Annotated in this window: 20 protein-coding genes and 1 riboswitch; of the genes, 12 read left to right on the top strand and 8 right to left on the bottom strand. The window is 49.5% G+C overall.

Translation table 11 applies throughout. The annotated features are described in order from the left end of the window. Positions 1 to 145 precede the first annotated feature (145 nt). The 6 genes from IE074_RS12040 (at position 146) to tenA (ending at position 5,746) form a co-directional block, all read left to right on the top strand. Positions 146 to 1,084 (top strand): phosphate acetyltransferase, encoded by a 939-nt coding sequence (locus IE074_RS12040; RefSeq protein ID WP_189385706.1) that lies wholly within the window; start codon positions 146 to 148, stop codon positions 1,082 to 1,084. A gap of 14 nt (positions 1,085 to 1,098) precedes the next feature. Continuing rightward, the gene (locus IE074_RS12045) at positions 1,099 to 2,292 is read left to right on the top strand and encodes an acetate/propionate family kinase (protein ID WP_189385707.1); all 1,194 of its coding nucleotides are present in this window, start codon (positions 1,099 to 1,101) and stop codon (positions 2,290 to 2,292) included. A gap of 38 nt (positions 2,293 to 2,330) precedes the next feature. Further along, positions 2,331 to 2,432: riboswitch (TPP riboswitch) on the top strand. A gap of 101 nt (positions 2,433 to 2,533) precedes the next feature. Further along, entirely contained in the window at positions 2,534 to 3,283 is a 750-nt protein-coding gene (locus IE074_RS12050; RefSeq protein ID WP_189385708.1) for an ABC transporter ATP-binding protein, read from the top strand. Continuing rightward, on the top strand, positions 3,280 to 4,032 hold the full coding sequence (locus IE074_RS12055; protein WP_189385709.1) for an ABC transporter permease: 753 nt from the start codon (positions 3,280 to 3,282) through the stop codon (positions 4,030 to 4,032). The genes IE074_RS12050 and IE074_RS12055 overlap by 4 nt, the downstream gene beginning before the upstream one ends. A 65-nt stretch (positions 4,033 to 4,097) precedes the next feature. Then, positions 4,098 to 5,054, top strand: a complete 957-nt coding sequence (locus IE074_RS12060) for an ABC transporter substrate-binding protein (protein WP_189385710.1) — start codon at positions 4,098 to 4,100, stop codon at positions 5,052 to 5,054. 29 nt (positions 5,055 to 5,083) lie between these two features. Next, complete coding sequence (gene tenA / locus IE074_RS12065) at positions 5,084 to 5,746, top strand: thiaminase II (protein WP_189385711.1); 663 nt, start codon at positions 5,084 to 5,086, stop codon at positions 5,744 to 5,746. A gap of 214 nt (positions 5,747 to 5,960) precedes the next feature. Here the strand turns inward: tenA and IE074_RS12070 are convergent, their stop codons facing one another. Then, positions 5,961 to 6,122: a hypothetical protein gene (locus IE074_RS12070; protein WP_189385712.1), complete on the bottom strand. Its 162-nt coding sequence runs from the start codon at positions 6,120 to 6,122 to the stop codon at positions 5,961 to 5,963. Positions 6,123 to 6,730: 608 nt separating this feature from the next. On the opposite strand from IE074_RS12070, the gene IE074_RS12075 reads away from it, so the two are divergent. The 3 genes from IE074_RS12075 to IE074_RS12085 are packed head-to-tail and all read left to right on the top strand — an operon-like array spanning position 6,731 to position 8,984. Then, on the top strand, positions 6,731 to 7,393 hold the full coding sequence (locus IE074_RS12075) for a CDP-alcohol phosphatidyltransferase family protein (RefSeq protein WP_189385713.1): 663 nt from the start codon (positions 6,731 to 6,733) through the stop codon (positions 7,391 to 7,393). Further along, on the top strand, positions 7,390 to 8,001 hold the full coding sequence (locus tag IE074_RS12080; RefSeq protein ID WP_189385714.1) for a lysophospholipid acyltransferase family protein: 612 nt from the start codon (positions 7,390 to 7,392) through the stop codon (positions 7,999 to 8,001). The genes IE074_RS12075 and IE074_RS12080 overlap by 4 nt, the downstream gene beginning before the upstream one ends. A gap of 23 nt (positions 8,002 to 8,024) precedes the next feature. After that, positions 8,025 to 8,984 (top strand): phosphatidate cytidylyltransferase, encoded by a 960-nt coding sequence (locus tag IE074_RS12085; protein ID WP_189385715.1) that lies wholly within the window; start codon positions 8,025 to 8,027, stop codon positions 8,982 to 8,984. 135 nt (positions 8,985 to 9,119) lie between these two features. On the opposite strand, the gene IE074_RS12090 is transcribed toward IE074_RS12085, so the two are convergent. Together IE074_RS12090 and IE074_RS12095 are read right to left on the bottom strand one after the other, a co-directional pair. Beyond that, positions 9,120 to 10,025, bottom strand: a complete 906-nt coding sequence (locus IE074_RS12090) for a c-type cytochrome (protein ID WP_189385716.1) — start codon at positions 10,023 to 10,025, stop codon at positions 9,120 to 9,122. Continuing rightward, positions 10,018 to 11,367 carry a c-type cytochrome gene (locus IE074_RS12095; protein ID WP_189385717.1) on the bottom strand — a complete coding sequence of 450 codons (1,350 nt, stop codon included), beginning with the start codon at positions 11,365 to 11,367 and terminating at the stop codon, positions 10,018 to 10,020. Before IE074_RS12095 ends, IE074_RS12090 begins: the two co-directional genes overlap by 8 nt. 167 nt (positions 11,368 to 11,534) lie before the next feature. Here IE074_RS12095 and IE074_RS12100 point away from each other — a divergent pair, with 167 nt between their 5' ends. Both IE074_RS12100 and IE074_RS12105 read left to right on the top strand, forming a co-directional pair. Further along, on the top strand, positions 11,535 to 13,316 hold the full coding sequence (locus tag IE074_RS12100; RefSeq protein WP_189385718.1) for a sensor histidine kinase: 1,782 nt from the start codon (positions 11,535 to 11,537) through the stop codon (positions 13,314 to 13,316). After that, entirely contained in the window at positions 13,303 to 13,914 is a 612-nt protein-coding gene (locus IE074_RS12105) for a response regulator (RefSeq protein WP_229794014.1), read from the top strand. Before IE074_RS12100 ends, IE074_RS12105 begins: the two co-directional genes overlap by 14 nt. A gap of 7 nt (positions 13,915 to 13,921) precedes the next feature. Here the strand turns inward: IE074_RS12105 and panD are convergent, their stop codons facing one another. Next, positions 13,922 to 14,305 carry an aspartate 1-decarboxylase gene (gene panD / locus IE074_RS12110; RefSeq protein WP_189385719.1) on the bottom strand — a complete coding sequence of 128 codons (384 nt, stop codon included), beginning with the start codon at positions 14,303 to 14,305 and terminating at the stop codon, positions 13,922 to 13,924. 316 nt (positions 14,306 to 14,621) lie between these two features. After that, positions 14,622 to 15,335, bottom strand: coding sequence for a TerC family protein (locus tag IE074_RS12115; protein WP_189385720.1), 714 nt, complete (start codon positions 15,333 to 15,335; stop codon positions 14,622 to 14,624). Positions 15,336 to 15,742: 407 nt separating this feature from the next. Here IE074_RS12115 and thiM point away from each other — a divergent pair, with 407 nt between their 5' ends. After that, positions 15,743 to 16,573 carry a hydroxyethylthiazole kinase gene (gene thiM / locus IE074_RS12120; RefSeq protein WP_229794015.1) on the top strand — a complete coding sequence of 277 codons (831 nt, stop codon included), beginning with the start codon at positions 15,743 to 15,745 and terminating at the stop codon, positions 16,571 to 16,573. Between the two features lie 22 nt (positions 16,574 to 16,595). Here thiM and IE074_RS12125 read toward each other — a convergent pair whose 3' ends face one another. From IE074_RS12125 to IE074_RS12135, 3 genes are read right to left on the bottom strand one after another with little or no spacing between them, the layout of a single operon-like run. Continuing rightward, a complete protein-coding gene (locus IE074_RS12125) occupies positions 16,596 to 17,369 on the bottom strand; it encodes an SDR family oxidoreductase (RefSeq protein ID WP_189385722.1) in 774 nt (257 codons plus the stop codon). 35 nt (positions 17,370 to 17,404) lie between these two features. Then, a complete protein-coding gene (locus IE074_RS12130) occupies positions 17,405 to 18,148 on the bottom strand; it encodes a class II aldolase/adducin family protein (RefSeq protein ID WP_189385723.1) in 744 nt (247 codons plus the stop codon). Continuing rightward, entirely contained in the window at positions 18,145 to 19,122 is a 978-nt protein-coding gene (locus tag IE074_RS12135; protein ID WP_229794016.1) for a Bug family tripartite tricarboxylate transporter substrate binding protein, read from the bottom strand. Before IE074_RS12135 ends, IE074_RS12130 begins: the two co-directional genes overlap by 4 nt. Positions 19,123 to 19,200: the final 78 nt, after the last annotated feature.

A 19,200-nucleotide genomic window follows, 5' to 3' on the forward strand; every position in this document is an offset into this window, starting at 1 on the left:
GGTCAATCTGAAAAATCGGTAGGGTATACTCTCTAATCATTGGTATTGTAATGAAAATGTTTCATAATTTACTGAAATGTATTTTTTGGTTTGATGTCGATACCCCAACATGATTAGTGTACCTGGGTAAGTAAAGGAAATTTGTATGAATCGAAACGATCGTTTTCAGGAGCTGGTTGATATTGCTGCCGGTCTTGAAAAAAAACATGTTTGTGTGGTGGTTCATCCTTGCGATGAAGCTTCCCTGTCCAGTGCGGTACAGGCCGGTAAATTAAACTTGTTTATCCCTGTTCTGGTTGGTCCCGAAGAACGTATTCGTGTGGTTGCCCGGGAATATGATCTGGATATCAGTGGTTTGCAAATTATTAATACCGGACATAGCCATGCCTCGGCTGATACCGCAGTTGCCGAAGTGCAGGCGGGCAGGGCAACGCTTATGATGAAAGGCAGCCTGCATAGTGATGAATTGCTGCATTCGGTGCTGTGTTATAACGGTGGCCTGCGTACCGAACGTCGTATCAGTCATGTGTTTGTGATGGATGTGCCCAGCTACGATAAACTTCTATTTATTACCGATGGGGCGATTAATATTTTTCCGACCTTGTGTGAAAAAGCCGATATTATCCGCAATGCTATCGATTTGCATCTTGCGCTGGGTCTGGATACCCCGCGTGTGGCTATTTTGTCAGCGGTAGAGCAAATCAATGAAAAACTGCAAAGTACCATTGATGCGGCCGCCTTGTGTAAAATGGCTGATCGTGGGCAAATCAAGGGTGGCATTCTGGATGGTCCGCTGGCCATGGATAATGCCATCAGCCCCGAGGCAGCCGCCATCAAGGGTATCCGCTCCGAGGTGGCCGGTCATGCCCAGATTCTGGTGGTTCCGGATCTGGAGGCTGGTAATATGCTGGTGAAAAATTTAACGTTTTTGTCAGGGGCCGATGCCGCGGGTATTGTATTGGGCGCAAGAGTGCCTATTGTTCTTACTAGTCGGGCAGATAGCGAACGAACCCGTTTGGCTTCGTGTGCAGTTGCGGCAGTGTATGCCGACAGTCTGCTTCAAAACAGGGTCATTGGCAAATAAAAAACAGGTTGAATATGCAAGACACAATTTTAGTCATGAATGCAGGAAGTTCAAGTTTGAAGTTCCACCTTTATGAAACCGATGGGATCAATACGCTTGAGTTTGCTTTGGGTGGGCAGGTTTCAGGCATTGGTGGCAAGCAGCCATCGTTCAAGGTTAAGGATAAACATCAAAAAATATTGGTTGAACAGTTTTTGCGGCCGGAGCAGGCCCAGAACTTACAGCTTTCCCAACGGGTGGTTGGTGATTGGTTTGGTACGGTCATTACCAAAGAACCGTTAGCCGTTGGGCATCGCATTGTGCATGGCGGGCCTGATTATGACCGTAGTGTCATGGTTGATAATGAGGTGATAAAAAAATTGGATGCCCTGGTATCGCTGGCCCCTCTGCATCAGCACAACAACCTGGAACCGGTTCATGTGATTTTTGAGAATTGGCCCCATATCCGGCAGGTCGCCTGTTTTGATACCGCTTTTCACCGCTCCAAGCCCGAAGTGGCTGATCGTTTTGCCTTGCCACAGTTTTACTATAAAGAAGGTATTCGTCGTTACGGCTTTCATGGGCTGTCATACGAATATATCGCAGGAAAAATGAGGCAGGACTACCCGGATGTAATGGCGGGTAAAGTGGTGGTGGCCCATTTGGGTTCCGGTGCATCGGCTTGTGCCATGCTTAATGGTCGTAGCCAGGAATCAACCATGGGTTTTACCGCACTGGATGGCTTGCCTATGAGTACCCGTTGCGGGCAAATGGATGCCGGTGTGGTATTGTGGATGCTTGAACAGGGCATGACGCATGATGAAATCCAGCACTTGCTGTATAAAGAGTCTGGCCTTAAGGGACTTTCTGGCATCAGTGCTGATGTGCGTGAACTGCAAGGCAACCCTGATCCGCGAGCCAGGCTGGCGATGGATTATTTTACATATCATATCGCCAAAGGTATTACAGGTTTGCTCACTGCGACCCAAGGGTTGGATGCGCTTGTATTTACGGCCGGTATCGGGGAAAACAGCCCGCGGGTCCGTTACGAAGTATGTAAGCATCTTGCCTGGCTGGGTGTCAGCATTGATCCTGACCTGAATGACAACAATCAAGCCTGCATTAGTACGCCTGAAAGCAACATTGGCATTTATGTTATTCCCACCAATGAAGAACGGGTGATTGCCCGGCAAACACTGGCCCTGATCCGGGATTCGCACCGAGCCTAGCGTGATTGGACAGTTCCCTCATAATACGCTAGACTGCCTGCATCTTGTCGGGGTGCCTTGCTCCTAGTGGTAAAGGCTGAGAAAACACCCGTGAACCTGATCCAGTTCGTACTGGCGGAGGAAATAGGATGCAATACCACAGGCCTGCACTTGGCCGGTATTTTCTTACGATCTTCTTTTGTCCATCACGCAATGATCAGAATTATTGTTAATTGCCATACAAAAGGAATCATTTCTATTCATGTCACCCGGAATCAGCCTGCAAGCTATTGGCCTGAGCTACGCAGGCAAGCCCCTGTTCAGCCAGTTGAATGCGCATTTCAAGGGTGCTTGCTGGCATAGCATTTTGGGGCGTTCGGGCGTGGGCAAAAGCAGCCTGCTGCAAAGTATTGCCGGCCTGTTAAGCGGCACTGCGCTTGCTGGTAGTATTAATGCCAGTGACGGGCAGCCGTTACATGGCAGGGTGGCCTGGATGGGGCAGCGTGATGCCTTGCTGCCCTGGCTCACGGTACAACAAAATGTATTGCTGGGTGTCCGTTTGCGTAAACAGGTGTCGGCCCAACATCAGGAGCGTGCCAATGCCATGCTTGAGCGGGTTGGCCTGGGCGGCAAGGCACAAAGCATGCCCGAGCATTTATCGGGTGGCCAGCGCCAGCGCGTGGCACTGGCACGAACCTTAATGGAAGATAAACCCGTGGTATTAATGGATGAGCCTTTTTCGGCACTGGATGCCATTACCCGGCTTCAATTGCAAGACCTTGCGTCTACCTTGCTGCATGGTAAAACCGTGCTGTTGATTACCCATGATCCGCTTGAGGCACTTCGTTTAAGCGGGCAGGTTTGGGTCATGACAGAACGGCCGGTGGTATTGAAAATGATGTTTGCGATTGATACACCGGCACCGCGCGCCCTCGATGATGCGCAGATTTTATCCTGGCAGGGTCAGTTACTGGCCTATCTGCAAAAAGACCAGGAGACACCGGCACCATGAATATTCATAAAACCTCACCTGGCTTGCGCCTGTTGCTGATTACCGCTGGCTTGCTGGCTTTGTGGCAGGCCCTTGTATGGCTGACCAATACGCCGCATTTTATTTTGCCGGGTCCGTTTCGGGTCTTGAATGCCCTGTGGGAACAGCGTTCCCTGATTGGCGAACATGCTTTGGTTACCATGGCGGAAATTATCATGGGTATGGTGCTGGGCTGCCTGCTGGGCTTTGCCAGCGCCATGCTGTTGCAATGGTCCCGCTCATTCAGGGCATGGTTGCTGCCGGTGCTTATTGTCAGCCAGGCCATTCCGGTTTTTGCCCTGGCACCCATTCTGATGATCTGGTTGGGGTATGGCATGGCCTCCAAGGTGGTGATGGCTGCCCTGGTGATTTTTTTTCCGGTTACATCGGCCTGTTACGACGGCTTGCAGCGCACGTCGCGTGACTGGTTGCAACTGGCTCAAACCATGGGTGCAAGCTCCGCGCAGGTATTGTGGCAAATCCGTTTGCCAGCGGCCTTGCCGTCACTGGCATCGGGCCTGCGGGTGGCCGCAACGGTGGCACCTATTGGTGCGGTCATTGGCGAGTGGGTGGGTTCCAGCAGCGGCCTGGGTTACTTAATGCTGCATGCCAATGCCCGCATGCAGGTAGATACCGTGTTTGCCTCGCTTATTGTGCTGGCTTCTTTGTCATTATTGCTGTATTTCAGTGTTGATTACGTATTACGGAAATTGATTCACTGGACTGCATAATTTATTTTAGTTTTAAATTGATTTTTGGAAAAATTAATGAACGGGATCAGGAGATCAGAAAGGATATGAATAGTTCAGTTTCAGGAAAAAAATGGCTGGCCGCATGTGCCTTAAGCCTGCTGGTCAGTGCGCAGGCATTGGCCGAAGACAAGGTCACGTTATTGCTGGACTGGTTTGTGAATCCCGACCATGCTCCTATTGTGATTGCTGAAAAGAAGGGCTATTTTGCCGAACAGGGTCTGAAAGTGGATATCCAGGAACCGGCAGACCCGTCCATGCCGCCCAAGCTGGTGGCGGCTGGCAAGGCGGATATGGCGGTTACCTACCAGCCCCAGTTGCATATGCAAATTGATGAAGGCCTTCCCCTGACACGGGTGACGACGCTGATTGCCACGCCCCTGAATACCCTGGTGACCCTTAAAAGCAGCAATATCAAATCGATTGCAGACCTGAAGGGCAAAAAAGTGGGGTTTTCAGTAGGGGGCTTTGAAGACATCCTGTTAAAAGTCATGCTTAAAGAAAAAGGCCTGACTTTTGATGACGTTGAGCTGGTGAATGTGAATTGGTCCCTGTCCCCTTCCTTGATTACCGGCAAGGTGGATGCCGTGGTGGGCGCATTTCGTAATTTTGAGCTGAACCAGCTTGATATTGAAAACCATCCCGGCCATGCGTTTTATGTTGAAGAAGAGGGCGTGCCTGCCTATGATGAATTGATTATGGTGGTCAACAACAAAGACCGTGACGACGAAAAATACCGCCGTTTTAATGTGGCCCTGGAAAAGGCGGTGCAGTATATTGTGAACCATCCCGATGAGGCCTGGACGGTTTTCAAGGACTATAAACCCAAGGAACTGGATAATGAGCTTAATCGCCGGGCCTGGAAAGATACCTTGCCCCGTTTTGCCCTGCAGCCGGGGGCACTTGGCCAACGGCGCTATGAAACCTTTGCCCGCTTCATGCAAGAGCAGGGCCTGATTAAAAACAAGGTGCCGGCACTGGCCGATTATGCCATTGAACCTTGATGATTTTGAATAACAGGAGTTTTTTGGATATGTCTTTTTTTGAGCAGTTAAAGCAATCTTGTGCCCAAGACTGGCAAGCCTATACACAGCATGAGTTTGTGCGCCAGTTGGGGGCGGGAACCTTACCGGCTGAAAGTTTCAGGCATTACCTTAAACAGGATTACCTGTTTCTTATCCAGTTTACCCGTGCCTGGGCGCTGGCTGTATATAAAAGCGACAACTTCGCCGACATGCGTTACGGACAGGCTGGCATTAATGCCCTGCTTGACCTGGAAATAGGACTGCATATTGATTATTGCCGGCAGTGGGGCATCAGTGAAGCTCAGTTGCAGCAGGAAAAAGAATCCTCGGCCTGCGTGGCCTATACGCGCTTTGTGCTGGATCGTGGCTTAAGCGGAGATCTGGCCGAATTGCATGCAGCGTTGGCGCCTTGCATGATGGGCTATGCCGAAATTGGCACATGGCTGATGCAGCAACCGTACACCAGACTGGAAGGCAATCCTTACCGCAACTGGATAGAAATGTATGCGGGGCAGGCGTTTCAGGATGCCATTAAGGTGGAAAAGGAGTTGTTGGAACGTTTATGTGCCGACCTGCCCGATGCCTGGCTGAGCCGGGTGAAAAAAACCTTTGGAACGGCAACCCGCATGGAAATCGCTTTTTGGGACATGGGCCTGAACCGTACAGCTTGAACTGAACTCGTTCCTCGTTCTGTGAACTACCCCCAAATAGTTGGACACCCATTCAACTTTTTGAGGGCAGTTGGACTCGTTCCCAACGCTCCCGCGTGGGAACGTACACCAGGCAAGTCGAGCCCAGAAAAGCAAAGAGGCATGCCAATGCATGCCTCTTTTATTTGACAGTCACAGGTGGCCTTTGGTGACGCACCTGTTGGTGAAGGTTGTGTTAATTCAGGGTTTTTGATTTGGCCAGGCGATTGGATGACAGGAATGACATGCCGTTATTGACGCGCTGGTAACTGTGCTGGGTATTTTTTTCAGCATTGTTTTTGCTTTCGCTTGCGTTGTGAGTAGAAAATTCCTCACGAAGTCTGGTTAATAGTTTCATATTTTTTCTCTTTATAAAAATAATTGTTGATAATGCTTTGGTGTGAGCAAACGTCTCGGATTTGCTCCCGATTTTTACTGCAAAACGGGGTGGCACCAATAGAGTAACCCGTTTTTATTGCAATTTTATGATTGCTGGTTTTTTTTGCAAGCCCGAATGGAGAGATTGCTGGTTTTTAATATATTTATATAATAAATTGCTATAAGTGCTTGGTTTTATTGCCTTATTTCTTTAGCAATCCAGCCAAGTATATCTTATTTTTGAATTTTAAGCAAGTTGTTTTGAATAATGACCTAGGTTGTTGATTTTTAATGATTTTGTTGTTTTTGTTAAAATGTTCAGCTTGAACCTGCCTTGGCCCGCTTTTTCCGTGATGGCTAAGTAATTGTCAAGTTCTACTGCGGGCGTAGATGTTTTTCAGAGGGTTTTTACAGGTTATTACGCACGGATTATTTTCTCTATGCAGGGGAATAAACAGGGGTGGAAGCGTTAATAATGTGAAGATTTTTTCGGGCTTGCACAAGGAAGTCAGGCCATTGCTTTATCTGGCAGTTGCTTTGACAATTGCCTGGAATGATAATTTTCAAAAAAGGATTACAGGTTACGTCATGGATAAGCGCTTATCATTAAAAACCGATGCGGCTGAAAACCGCCGGCCTATTGCCAGTCGTCAAAACCGCCTGGTTATTGGCTTTGTCTCTTTTCTGGCCAGACAACCCTTTCCTACACCCAACCAGATTTCCTGCATCAGCATTTTGTTTGCCGCCATTGGCGCCCTGGCCTTACTTGTTTGGCCAGGCATATACGGGCTGGTTTTATGCGCAGTTGGCATACAGTTACGATTAATATGCAATTTGTTAGACGGGATGGTGGCTCTTGAAGGGGGCAAAAAAACGGCTACAGGGGAAATATTCAATGAGTTTCCCGACCGTATTGCCGATACTTTGCTGATTGTGGCCCTGGGCTATGCCATCAATCTTTCCTGGTTAGGCTGGCTGGGAGCCCTGCTGGCTGCCTTAACGGCTTATATCCGTGTTTTTGGCGGGAGCCTTGGTTTACCGCAAAGTTTTCGTGGACCCATGGCCAAACAGCATAGAATGGCTGTCTTCACCGTAGCCTGCCTGTTGGGGGCCATTGAGTCCCACCTTTGGTCCACTCAATACTGCCTGATACTGGCCAATAGTGTTATTGCCGTGGGATCGTTAATCACCTGCTATACGCGTACCAAAGATATTGTCACTGAACTGGAACATCGCAGGAGCCAGGCATGATTTCTCCTTTGCTTTCATTAATCACCCGCTTTCTGATTGGGGCTTTGCCACGCTGGCAGGCAAGCCAGCCAGAACACCGGCAGCGTATTTATTTTGCCAACCACACCAGTCATCTGGACACCCTGGCAATCTGGTCTTCCTTACCGGCTGAATTACGTAAAACAACGCGTCCGGTAGCCGCACGCGACTATTGGGACAAAGCCGGTGTTCGGCGGCATATTGCCACACAGGGTTTAAATGTCGTGTTTATTTCCCGTGATAAACAGTCGGGTGATCCTTTATCACCTTTATACGAGGCACTTGAAAACGGCGATTCCCTGATTATCTTTCCGGAAGGTACCCGCCATTTTTTGCCTTTACCTGCCCCATTCAAGTCCGGGCTTTATCATTTGGCCCAAAAGTTCAAGACGGTGGAGCTGATTCCTGTTTATCTGGATAATACCCGGCGCTGTCTGCCAAAAGGTAGCCTGATTCCGGTGCCCCTGGCATGTACGGTTACATATGGTGCGCCACTTGAAGTTTTTGAGCACGAAGAAAAAGCCGCCTTCCTGCAAAGAGCCAGAGAGGCGGTCATTGCCTTGGCACCCACTGAAATAACAACAGACTGAACCCGGCATCAGGAGCAAGTAAATTGGACAGTTTCATTTCAACCGTGATTACGCAGGCCCCCATTAAATTCTGGTGGATTTTGGCCGGGCTTATTTTTTTACTCGTCGTGGCCAGCAGTATCGGGCAATATCTGGCCCGGAAAAACAATAACGAAGTCATACGCAATTTGAATGACCGGATCAGGGCATGGTGGATCATGGTTGCGGTCCTGGTGGCCTGCTTTGTTATCGGAAAAGTGGCCACCCTGGTGCTGTATGCCTTGCTGTCATTTTTCGCGCTGCGTGAGTTCATTACCCTGACGCCCACCCGCAAAGGTGATCACTGGGCGTTGTGTATCTGTTTTTATATTGCCATTCCCCTGCAATACTGGCTGATTGGCGCAGACTGGTATGGGCTGTTCGTGATGTGCCTGCCGGTTTACGGGTTTTTGCTGTTGCCGGCCGTAACCGCTTTGTCGGGTGATACCGATGCCTTTATTTCCCGGGTTGCCAAAATTCAATGGGGACTGATGCTGACGGTTTATTGCTTAAGCTATGCACCGGCCTTAATGCTCTTGCCAATCCCCGGTTATGAGGGGCAAAACCTGTTGTTGTTAATGTACCTGTTACTGGTGGTTCAATTAAGCGATATTTTCCAGTACATTGTCGGGAAACTGTTTGGAAAAACCAAAATCGCACCCAATGTCAGCCCCTCAAAAACCGTCGAAGGCTTTATTGGTGGCGGGTTTTTGGCCATTGCGGCTGGCACGGCGTTGTGGTGGATAACGCCGTTCACTGCCTTGCAGGCAGCCTTCCTGTCATTCATTATTGTGGCCTGCGGTTTTCTGGGCGGGCTTTCCCTGTCTGCCATTAAAAGAAGCATAGGCACGAAAGACTGGGGGCACATGATTTCGGGTCATGGCGGTGTGCTCGACAGGCTGGACTCCGTTGTGTTTGCCGCGCCGGTTTTCTTTCACCTGACCCGTTTTGTTTTTGTTCCCTGATAAATTCAAAACTTAAAACATAAATACTTTTTTATTCAATTTTAAATAAAATTCAGGGCTATCCTGTAAGATAAAAAAACCGGACAGGGCGTCCGGCTAAAGAGGTTGTTGGTATGGGGCGTTAGCTGTTTTTACTTAGTAGCGTGCGTCCTTGGGTTTATTTCCCTTGGCCCAGTCATTGACCTTGCCCGCAAAGTCGGGGCGGGGCATATGGGTAAAATATTCGGCGATATCAACGGCTTCCTGGTCGCTGAGCACACCGCCCTGGCCCCATGCGCCATGCTGCTGTACCCCCATGGGCATATTGTATTTAATAAAAGCGGCAGCCTTGTAGGTGCGAGCCATGCCGGCACCGATATTAAAGGACTCATCTCCCCATAATGGTGGAAAAACAATATCGCCACGGCTGTCTTTCAGGCCTTCGCCATTGTCTCCATGGCAGCTGACACACTGGGCAGCATAAAGCACCTTGCCCTTCATTGGGTCGGGCACAAGGTCTTCATTGATCTTGCCGGCATTCTGTATTTGCACTTTCTGGTCTTTGGGCACTTTTTGGCCGACCCAATCAATATATGCAATCATGGCTTTCATTTCACGCGAATCCGGATCCAGTGGCTTGCCATTCATGGAGCGCTGGAAGCAGCCATTAATGCGGCCGGTCAGGTCCACCTCCTTGCCGGCCCGTGGCATGACTCTTGGATAGCTGTTGGAAGTGGTGAAATAAGGCGCGCCCATGTTTAACTTGCCTTGCGCCACGTGACAGCTGCTGCAGTTCATTGAGGCACCGACATGTTCCGGCAACAGGCGTTTGGTTTCATTCATCAGGCGCTTGCCATAAAGGATTTCTTGCGCATTGGGCTCCTGGGTTATGGCAGTGTCGTCAGGAACGATATATTGCCCAACGACATTTTTGTCTTTGTCCAGAATCTCAAAACTGATGGGGGAGGCTTCAGTTAGCGCAGGTGGCTGGGCCAGATAAATTCCCACACCAACGGCAATAACAGCAGTTGCGATGACAGACCATTTGACCGTTTTATTCATGTTGATCTCCTGTAGCGTTGATATGAGGGGCTTTACCCGATACGAAATGACGGATTTTTGCAATGTCGACAGCCCTGACTTCTGGCGCCTGGTTGGTCCAGCTGTTGCGGATAAAGTTGATGACTTCAGCCAGATCCCGGTCGCTCAGGTGATTGAAAGCAGGCATGGTGAACGCCATTCTGTCTGCGGGTGTCCCAGGCATTTTTCCACCCTCAAGGGTAATCTGGATGACCGATTGGGCATTGTTGGCGAAGATGGCGCTGTTTCCGTCAAGAGCCGGAAAAATCCGTTCTACGCCTTTGCCATCAGCGCGGTGACAGCTTGTGCAGTGCTCTGTGTATAACAAGGCACCCCGGCTGGTATAGTTGCCATTTAGCAGATCACCGGTTGTGGTATCTGTTTTGGCGGGCATGCCTGTTTCCCTGCCCTTGACCGGGGGTAGATTTTTCAGGTATTTGGCCATGCTGGAAATATCTTCAGGGGTGAAGTATTGGGTACTGTGCTGTATCACATCAGCCATGGCACCAAAGGCGGCAACCTTGTCAGTGCGGCCTGTTGACAGGAACTGTTCCAGTTCTTCCTGGCTCCAGGAGGCCAATCCCCGGGCTTCTCCCCGCAGGCTCTTGGCTCGCCAGCCGTCAATAACGGCACCGGAAAGAAACTCATCGCCATCACTCAGTTTCAGGGCCAACTCCTGATAGGCGATGCCGCGTGGGGTATGACAGGCACTGCAGTGGCCCGGGCCTTCGACCAGGTAGGCGCCACGATTGATCTCTTCATCGGCATTGGGGTCGGGTACAAAATCCCGTTCTGGCGCAAACACCAGTTGCCACCAGGCCATGGGCCAGCGCCAGTTTAAAACCGGTGGTATGGTGGAATCGGCATTTTGCTGTTTGACAGGTTTGACAGCGGCCATGAAATAGGCATAAAGTGCTGTCAGATCTTCATCGGGCATAATCGCATAAGACGGGTAAGGCATGGCAGGGTATAAAGCCTGTCCGTCCCCGCGCACACCATGCTTGACGGCACCAATGAATTGGGCCAAAGAGTAATTGCCAATGCCGGTTTCCTTGTCGGGCGTAATATTGGTTGAATAAATGGCACCTACCGGTGTTTCCATAGCCAGTCCACCCGCATACTCTGCACCGTTAGGGCTGGTGTGGCAGGCAACACAGTCTGCGGTTCGGGCAATATAAGCCCCTTGCTTGATCAGTTCCTCATTGTTAAGGTCAACGTTTGTCACGGTGTCCGGAACCCTGGTTTGTGGAAGGACGGCTGCCCCACCATAAGCCACGGCAAATAAAACTGCTGCGGCAATCAGGCTTTTATGCAGTGTTCTCATGTTACATTCCTATAAAAATTACACGGTTTTCAGTAAGACGGGCAGGCTAATGGCCTGATGCCTGTACAAACCGGATAGTGATAAGGACATTCTCGAAGTTATCCGTGGAAAGGCATATTGTGGAACTCCACATAAGCCGGATAGTTTTGATTTAGGACAAATACATAATGAAATTTTCCTGCAGGCATTTTTACCGGGTTTTGCTGCTGCTATGGCTGGGGACTTATTCAGGCATGCTTTGCGCCAAAACCTGGTATGTGGGTATCCTGGCACCACGTGGGGTACAGGCGGCCCAGCAAGAGTGGCAGCCATGGCTTAACTGGCTGTCCACTCAATGGGAAAATGAAACGTTTATTCTGGTGCCGATGAAACTGGCCGATGCCGAACGGATGATTGCCGATAACCGGGTTAATTTCGTACTTGCGCCACAGGCCCAGTTTTTGTCCATGAAAACGGGGATGGAGATGCGTTGGCTGGCTACGTTGAATCGAGTGGATGATGCCCAGCCAAAGGCTGCCGAATTGGTGGGAAGTGCATTATGGGTACGCAAAGACAGTGGTTTGCATGACATAACGCAGTTGCGTGGCAAAACGATTGCCGCCGTGCAGGAAAATGCGTTTGGCGGTTTTTTGCTGGCCTATAAATTGTTGTATGACGCACAATTGCGTGAAAACCGGGATTACGAACTGGTGTTTACCGGTTATCCGATTGACCAGACCCTGTTGCTGCTTGATCGCAAGCAGGTGGATGCCGCGATTGCCCCGTTGTGCCTGATGGAGGAAATGCAGTCCCAGGGTATTTTGGATCGCTCGCAATATCAACTGCTGCACCCGATCAATAATCAGAGCGCTTGCGCCGGCAGCACCGAACGGTTTCCGAACTGGTCCCTTGCCGCCTTGCCCACTGTTCCTGACGCCTTGGCTACCCGACTGGGTTCACTGCTGTTACAGAATCAGCCGGACTCCTTGTTGCCAGGATGGTCTCCAGTGGTGGCTTCAACACGGGTAGAGGAAATCCTGCATAGCATTCGCCGTCATCCTTTTCAGCAGTCGGTTTGGGCAGGTATTAAAGATTGGGTGGCCGAGTATAAAACCTGGGTGGGTGTTGTCTTGCTGTTTGTGTTCCTGTCTTTGCTGAATTATGCGTGGGTCAGCTGGCTGGCCTGGAGACGGCAAAAACAGATAACGCAGGCCTATGAGCAAATGCGTGCCTATGAGCGAATGATGATGCAGGCGGACAGGTTGAATATTCTTGGGGAAATGGCTTCGGGCATCGCACATGAGATCAATCAGCCGGTTTCAGTGATCAGGCATTATGCTGAAGGCACCCGGTACCGCCTGGAGAAGCAGAAAACGAATGCGGAATTAATACCTGTGCTGGACAAGGTTATTGAACAGGTGGAGCGCATTACACAAATTATTGAGAATCTGCGTAAGTGGGTCAGGTCTGATCGTCATTACCAGAGTGTGGCGGTCAATATTTCCCAGGCGGTGGGCAAAAGCGTGCAGTTTGTCCGCATGCAAAATAACAGGCACTCCATGAGCATACAGATCAATATTCCGGACGATCTGGTTCTATTTACCGTACCCAGTGTGATTGAGCAGGTATTGGTGAACAGCCTGCTTAATTGCTGGCAACAGCACGCAACACAGGTTGATATTGCGATCCGGTATTTTGATGACTCGTTTCTTGGTATTACGATCACCGATGATGCTGGCGGCTTCTCCCGGGAACAGCTTGATTTTCCATTCGTTCCCTTTAGAACCAACAAGGATAAGGGGCTTGGATTGGGGCTGGTGATTTGTGAACGTTTAATGCGTGTGATAGGGGGCAGTTTGTTATTGGACAATCGCAGTGATGGTGTTGCAGGGGCCATCGTAACGTTAAAATTGCCACTTAAAGAAAATACCATAAGCCAGAAGGAATCAACGCTTCATGATGAAAATTGAGACGCTGCCTATTCATATTGTCGATGATGATGCTTCAGTCAGGGAGGCCTTGCGGTTTTTGCTGCAAAGCCTTGGTTATGATGCCCATACCTGGCCTGATGGGCGGTCATTTCTGGATGAGGCGGATATTGGCAAAGGAGGCGTTGTTATCCTGGATATTCGTATGCCCCATTTAAGCGGACAGGAACTTTACCAGCATTTAATTGAAGCTAAAAGTACCCTGGCCGTTATTATACTTACCGGCCATGCCGATGTACCCATGGCCGTTGAAATGTTGAAAAAAGGGGTGGTGGATTTTTTGCAGAAACCGGTTGCCTTGGCCCAGATGGCGACAGCCCTTGACAATGCGCTTGCGCAGGCAGAGCGGAATTTGCTTTGCTGTCGCTTGCGTGGGCTTTATGATTCCTTGTCCCCCAGGGAAAAACAGGTTGCTGAACTGGTTTTGCAGGGTAAAACGAACAAAATGATTGCCGATGAGCTTTATATTGCCGTGCGTACGGTTGAAGTCCAGCGGGCCAGTGCCATGCAGAAAATGCAGGTGGATAACCTGCCCGAATTTGTGCGGGCAGTTAATCAGGCATGCATGAAACCATCATGAAAAAGAACTACATAATCGTGGCTTCGGGTTCGGCTCCGATAATTTCCTTGATGGTGTTGTTTTCACCCATGATGGCCACTTTGGGTTGATGGTTTCCGGCTTCCTTGGCATCAACATAAACATAAGACATGATAATGACAATATCGCCTTTCTGGACCAGGCGGGCTGCCGCACCGTTAAGGCAAATCACGCCACTGCCACGTTTGCCTGGAATAATATAGGTTTCTAGACGGGCACCGTTATTGTTATTGACAATATGCACCTTTTCATTGGCCAGCATGCCAACGGCGTCCAGGATGTCCTGGTCTATGGTTACAGAGCCGACATAGTCCAAATTCGCCTCGGTCACTTGAGCGCGGTGAATTTTGCTATTCATCATCATTCGAAACATTTGCTTGTTACCTTTATACAAAACACAATACTTGCGGTATTCATTGAAAAATATAGATGCATGGTGCCCCCTTTGGAGGGAAAATCTTAATGATAATGAGGGGAGGGGGAGTGCAAATATAAATTGGACAGGGCTAATTATATGATTTGCCGGGCAATTTTTTTGTCTGTCGGGCATAACGGCAGAAAATTTTCCGGCAAATTGCTTAAGGTCAAAAAAACCGGGTAAATGGAATTTCCATTTGCCCGGTTTCTATGTTTGCCCGTTTACTTAAAGGCTGGAGTCTGACCGAGGGCAGCCAGACCGGCCTGTTAACTTAAGCTTCGGCATTGCCATTCGCTTTTAGTTTACGGCTGGCAAAGAATTTACCCAGCGCAACGATGGTCACTGCACCAATAACTTCAGCAGCCAGTTTCAGCGTACCAGAAGGCTCGCCAATTCTTTCCACGATGAAAATGTCGGTCAACAGCATGCCGCCGGCAATCCAGCCCAGCAAAGCAGCGCCCAGGGTAATGACCCATGGGAATTTGTCGATCAGTTTCAATACGATAGTGCTACCCCAGATAATGATAGGTACACTAACGACCAGACCAAAGATAACCAGGCCAAGCTGGTGATCGGGATTGGCGGTTTGGGCGGCGCCGGCAATGGCAATCACGTTGTCCAGACTCATCACGAAGTCTGCCACAATAATGGTTTTAACGGCAGACATAATGGAAGTGCTGCCTTCAATATTGCCATGGGAATCTCCTTCGGGAATCAGCAATTTAACGCCAACCCATACCAGCAGCAAGGCACCGACAATTTTCAGGAATGGAATGCTGAGCAGGGTGAGTGCAAAGGCGATCAGGACAACCCGCAGGCCGATTGCACCGGCGGTACCCCATAAAATGCCCTGCATGCGTTGTTTTTTAGGCAGATTGCGGCAAGCCAGGGCGATTACCACGGCATTGTCACCGCCAAGCAGAATATCAATCAGAATGATCTGAAAGATGGCTGCCCAGCTGAGTGTTTGTAAAAATTCAAGCATCAGTTACCCTTTGAAATAACAAAAAATTGGAAAGAGAAACGGATCTGGCTTGAGTCTGTCCATGCGGTATCCATGTATATGAGGGGAATTTTCCGCACAAAAAAACAAAAAGGCCTGATCCATCAGGACACAGGCCGTCTTTTATTGAGAAGACGCACCTTGCCCGTAATGGCAAGGTCTTGCTTGCAACAGTTGGTATGTTGCCCGGGCACCGGACGTTTGCGTAACATGCAAACAATCGAAATGACGATGCGGCGGAATAAAGCTACTCCCCTTGATTGGCGTAATTATATGGGATACTTGAGCGAAGTCAAGAAAAAATTTTGTGAGCCATGGTAAACCCCAGTATTGGTAAAATAGGGAAATGTTTAATAAAGATCTTGCCTGATGCCTACCCGGAGAAAATGATGAGTCAGCTGAAAACCGATATTGGGAACTTACTGGGTAAGATCCGTGCCAGCACGCCACTGGTTCATCAGATCACTAATTATGTCACGGTCAATGACTGCGCCAATATGACTCTGGCCATTGGTGCCTCGCCGGTCATGGCGGACAGTATCCATGAAGTCATGGACATGGTTTCAATTGCCTCTTCTCTGGTGATTAATACCGGCACTTTGAATGAGGTAACGGTAGTTTCAATGCTGGTAGCTGCAAAACAGGCCAATGCAAAAGGCATCCCGCTGGTGCTGGATCCGGTTGGGGCGGGCGCCACCCCTTACCGGACTGAAACGGTACATCAATTGCTGCAGCAGGCCAGTTTTTCTGTTATTCGTGGCAATCTGTCAGAAATACGGGTATTGGCCGGATTGGATGAACAAACCAGGGGGGTTGATGCGGCCACTGTTTTTAATGCGGGCAGTGACAGACCGGCCATGCAGGCGTTTGCAAAAAACATGGCCAGAAAACTGAATGCCACGATTGCCATTACCGGTGCCGTGGATGTTGTTTCCGATGGTGTGCGAGTGTGTTTTATAGAAAACGGCCGTCCCGAAATGTCCCGTGTCACTGGTACGGGTTGCATGTGCACTGCTCTGGTGGGGGCATTTTTATCGGTAACAGACGACTCCTTTCTGGCTGCGGTTGCCGCGGTGGCTGGCATGGGGATTGCCGGGGAAATAGCCCATGAAAACCTGCAAAAACCAGAAGGCAATGCCAGCTACCGCAACCGGATCATTGACGCTGTTTATCATTTGACTGCAGAACAGATTACGGAAAAGGGTCGTCTACAAGAGTGACATCTAAGTTGTGCTAAAGTTTTCAGAATGTAATTGAAAAACCACCATCAACGGCAAGCGTCTGTCCATTGACGTAAGACGCAGCCGGAGATGACAGAAATAAGGCAGGGCCAATAATTTCCATAGGATTACCCCAGCGCTGCAAGGGGTTTCTTTCCTGCATTTTGGCAATGTTTCTGGTTTCCTGGGTGAGCTTTTCGTTAAACTCGGTGGCAAAGGTACCAGGGGCAATGGCATTGCTGATAATCCCATCACGACCAAATTCAACCGCAATGGCCCGGGTCATGGTGTTAAGTGCCTGTTTGGTGATTGGATAGGCAAAATCGCCAAAGCGGATCAGTTGTCCGGCAATGGAGCTGATGGTAACGATCCGTCCGTAATGATGGGTTTTCATCAATTCTATGGCATGTCGTGAAATACGGATATTGGCCAGGATATTGGTTTGGACTATCTCTTCAAGCTCAAGAGGACTTAAGTCACTAAGTGTTTTGCGGTTCCGGATGCTGGCGTTGTTTACCAGTATATCCAGACGGCCGTATTGCTGCTTTATGTCGGAAAACACGGCTTCACATTTTTTCTGGTCATTAATGTCGAAACCGACCCAGCCAGCATCAAACCCCGTGTTGATAAGGGTTTGTGCGGTTTCCCTGGCTTTGTCTTCGTTTCTGCTGTGAACAATGATGCGTGCACCGGCTTTGCCAAGTCCCTGCGCTATTTGATATCCCAGCCCTTGCGTTGAGCCGGTGATCAGGGCGACTTGCCCTGCTAATGAAAACAAGTTGTTAACGTCATTCATTGATGTGTTTTCCGATATTTCTTCTGTTATTGGGTTCAGTCTTTATAGCCTGGTGTGCGCCGGTCCAGATAACGCAGCATGGCAGGCCATTCCATTAAGCCGAAGGGCCTTCGGACAGTGGGTTGATACAGGTGATGGGTACGGTTAATGACGGCTTCCGAAGGCATGATCAGTTTTGTGCCACTGGATAAAGCATCAACCTGAACCCGGCAGGCCATTTCAAGCCAGTAGATGGCGTTAAAGGCTTCGGCGATGGAGGCCGAGGCAACCAGCAGACCATGATTGCGCAGTATCATGGCATCCTGCTTGCCCAGGTCGGCAACCAGGCGGGCCTGTTCGTCCATTTCAATGGCAACGCTTTCGTAATCATGATAGGCAATGTCTTTAAAGCGCATGGAGGTTTGGGTAATGGGCAATAAACCGCATTCCATCGCCGAAACGGCCATGCCCGCACGCGAATGGGTGTGAATGACACAGCTGACATCATGGCGGGCACCATGAACCGCGCTGTGAATGACATAACCTGCCTGATTAACGCCCAGTTCCTCGCCATGGGGGTTATGCAGCACATCACCCTTGATGTTGATTTTGATCAGGCTGGAGGCGGTAATCTCTTCATACATGTAGCCGTAAGGATTGATGAGAATTTCATCATCGGTACCGGGGATGCGGGCGGTAATGTGGTTGTAGATCAAGTCGCTCATGCCAAACAAGGGCATGAGCCGGTAGCATGCCGCCAGATTGACGCGGGTTTCCCATTCTTCTTTACTGTAATTCATTGTTTTTCAATTCCTGCTGTTTTGACTAGGTTTCCCCATGTTTCGTAGTTTTCTTTCACCATTTCGGCAAATGCCTTGGGGGATTCGCTGCTGACCACTTCCGAGCCCAGGGCAATGAGTTTTTTCCTGGTTTCGGGGTCGTTAAGTGATTCATTCAATGTGCCGTGCAGCTTCTGAATGATTTCCGGAGAGGTTCCTTTCGGAGCAAAAAAACCAAGCCAGGCACCCATATTGAAGTTTGGAATACCCTGTTCTTCGATAGTTGGGATATCGGGTGCCAGTTCGGCGCGTTTATTGACGCTGACGGCAAGCGCATTCAATCTGCCCGCTTTTACATGAGGCAGGGCGGAAACGACGGTATCAAAAGTCATATCCACATTGCCGCCAATCACATCGGATTGTGATTGGGTGCTGCCGGAGTAGGGGACATGCACCATTTCAATGCCGGATGTTTTGCTGAGCATTTCCATTAACAGGTGGCTGGTAGTGCCTTTGCCGATTGAGGCATAGGTGAGTTCTCCCGGATGGGCTTTGGCATAATCAATCAGTTCTTTGAAGCTGTTTACGTTTTTTGTTTTGTTCATCACAAGTACGTAAGGCAGCCAGGTGCTTTGCCCGATCGGCTCAAGATCTTTCAACGGGTCGTAAGTGAGTGATTTATACACATGCGGGTTGATATTCATGGGGGCTGTTGCAGACAGTACCAGGGTGTAGCCATCGGGTTTGGCTTTGGCCACCTGTGCTACGCCCAGGCTGCCACCGACACCCGGCTTGTTTTCTACAATAATGCTTTGCCCCAGTTTTCTTCCCATGCTTTCCCCCAGGATGCGGGCGACAGCATCAGTGGATGTGCCTGGTGGAAAACCGACCACAAAGGTAATGGGTTTTTCCGGATAACTGGCATATGCCTGGGAACAGATGGTTAGCGTTAGTGCTGATGATAGGGCAATAAGTGATTTTTTGAGCATTGTCATGATGTCTCCTCCTGAGTTTTACATCTAAAATATTAATATAATAATTGATTTATATCAATATAAAAGATGATAAGGGGC

Origin of the sequence: Advenella faeciporci, assembly GCF_014652395.1 — a bacterium.
Taxonomy (GTDB): Bacteria; Pseudomonadota; Gammaproteobacteria; order Burkholderiales; family Burkholderiaceae_B; genus Advenella; species Advenella faeciporci.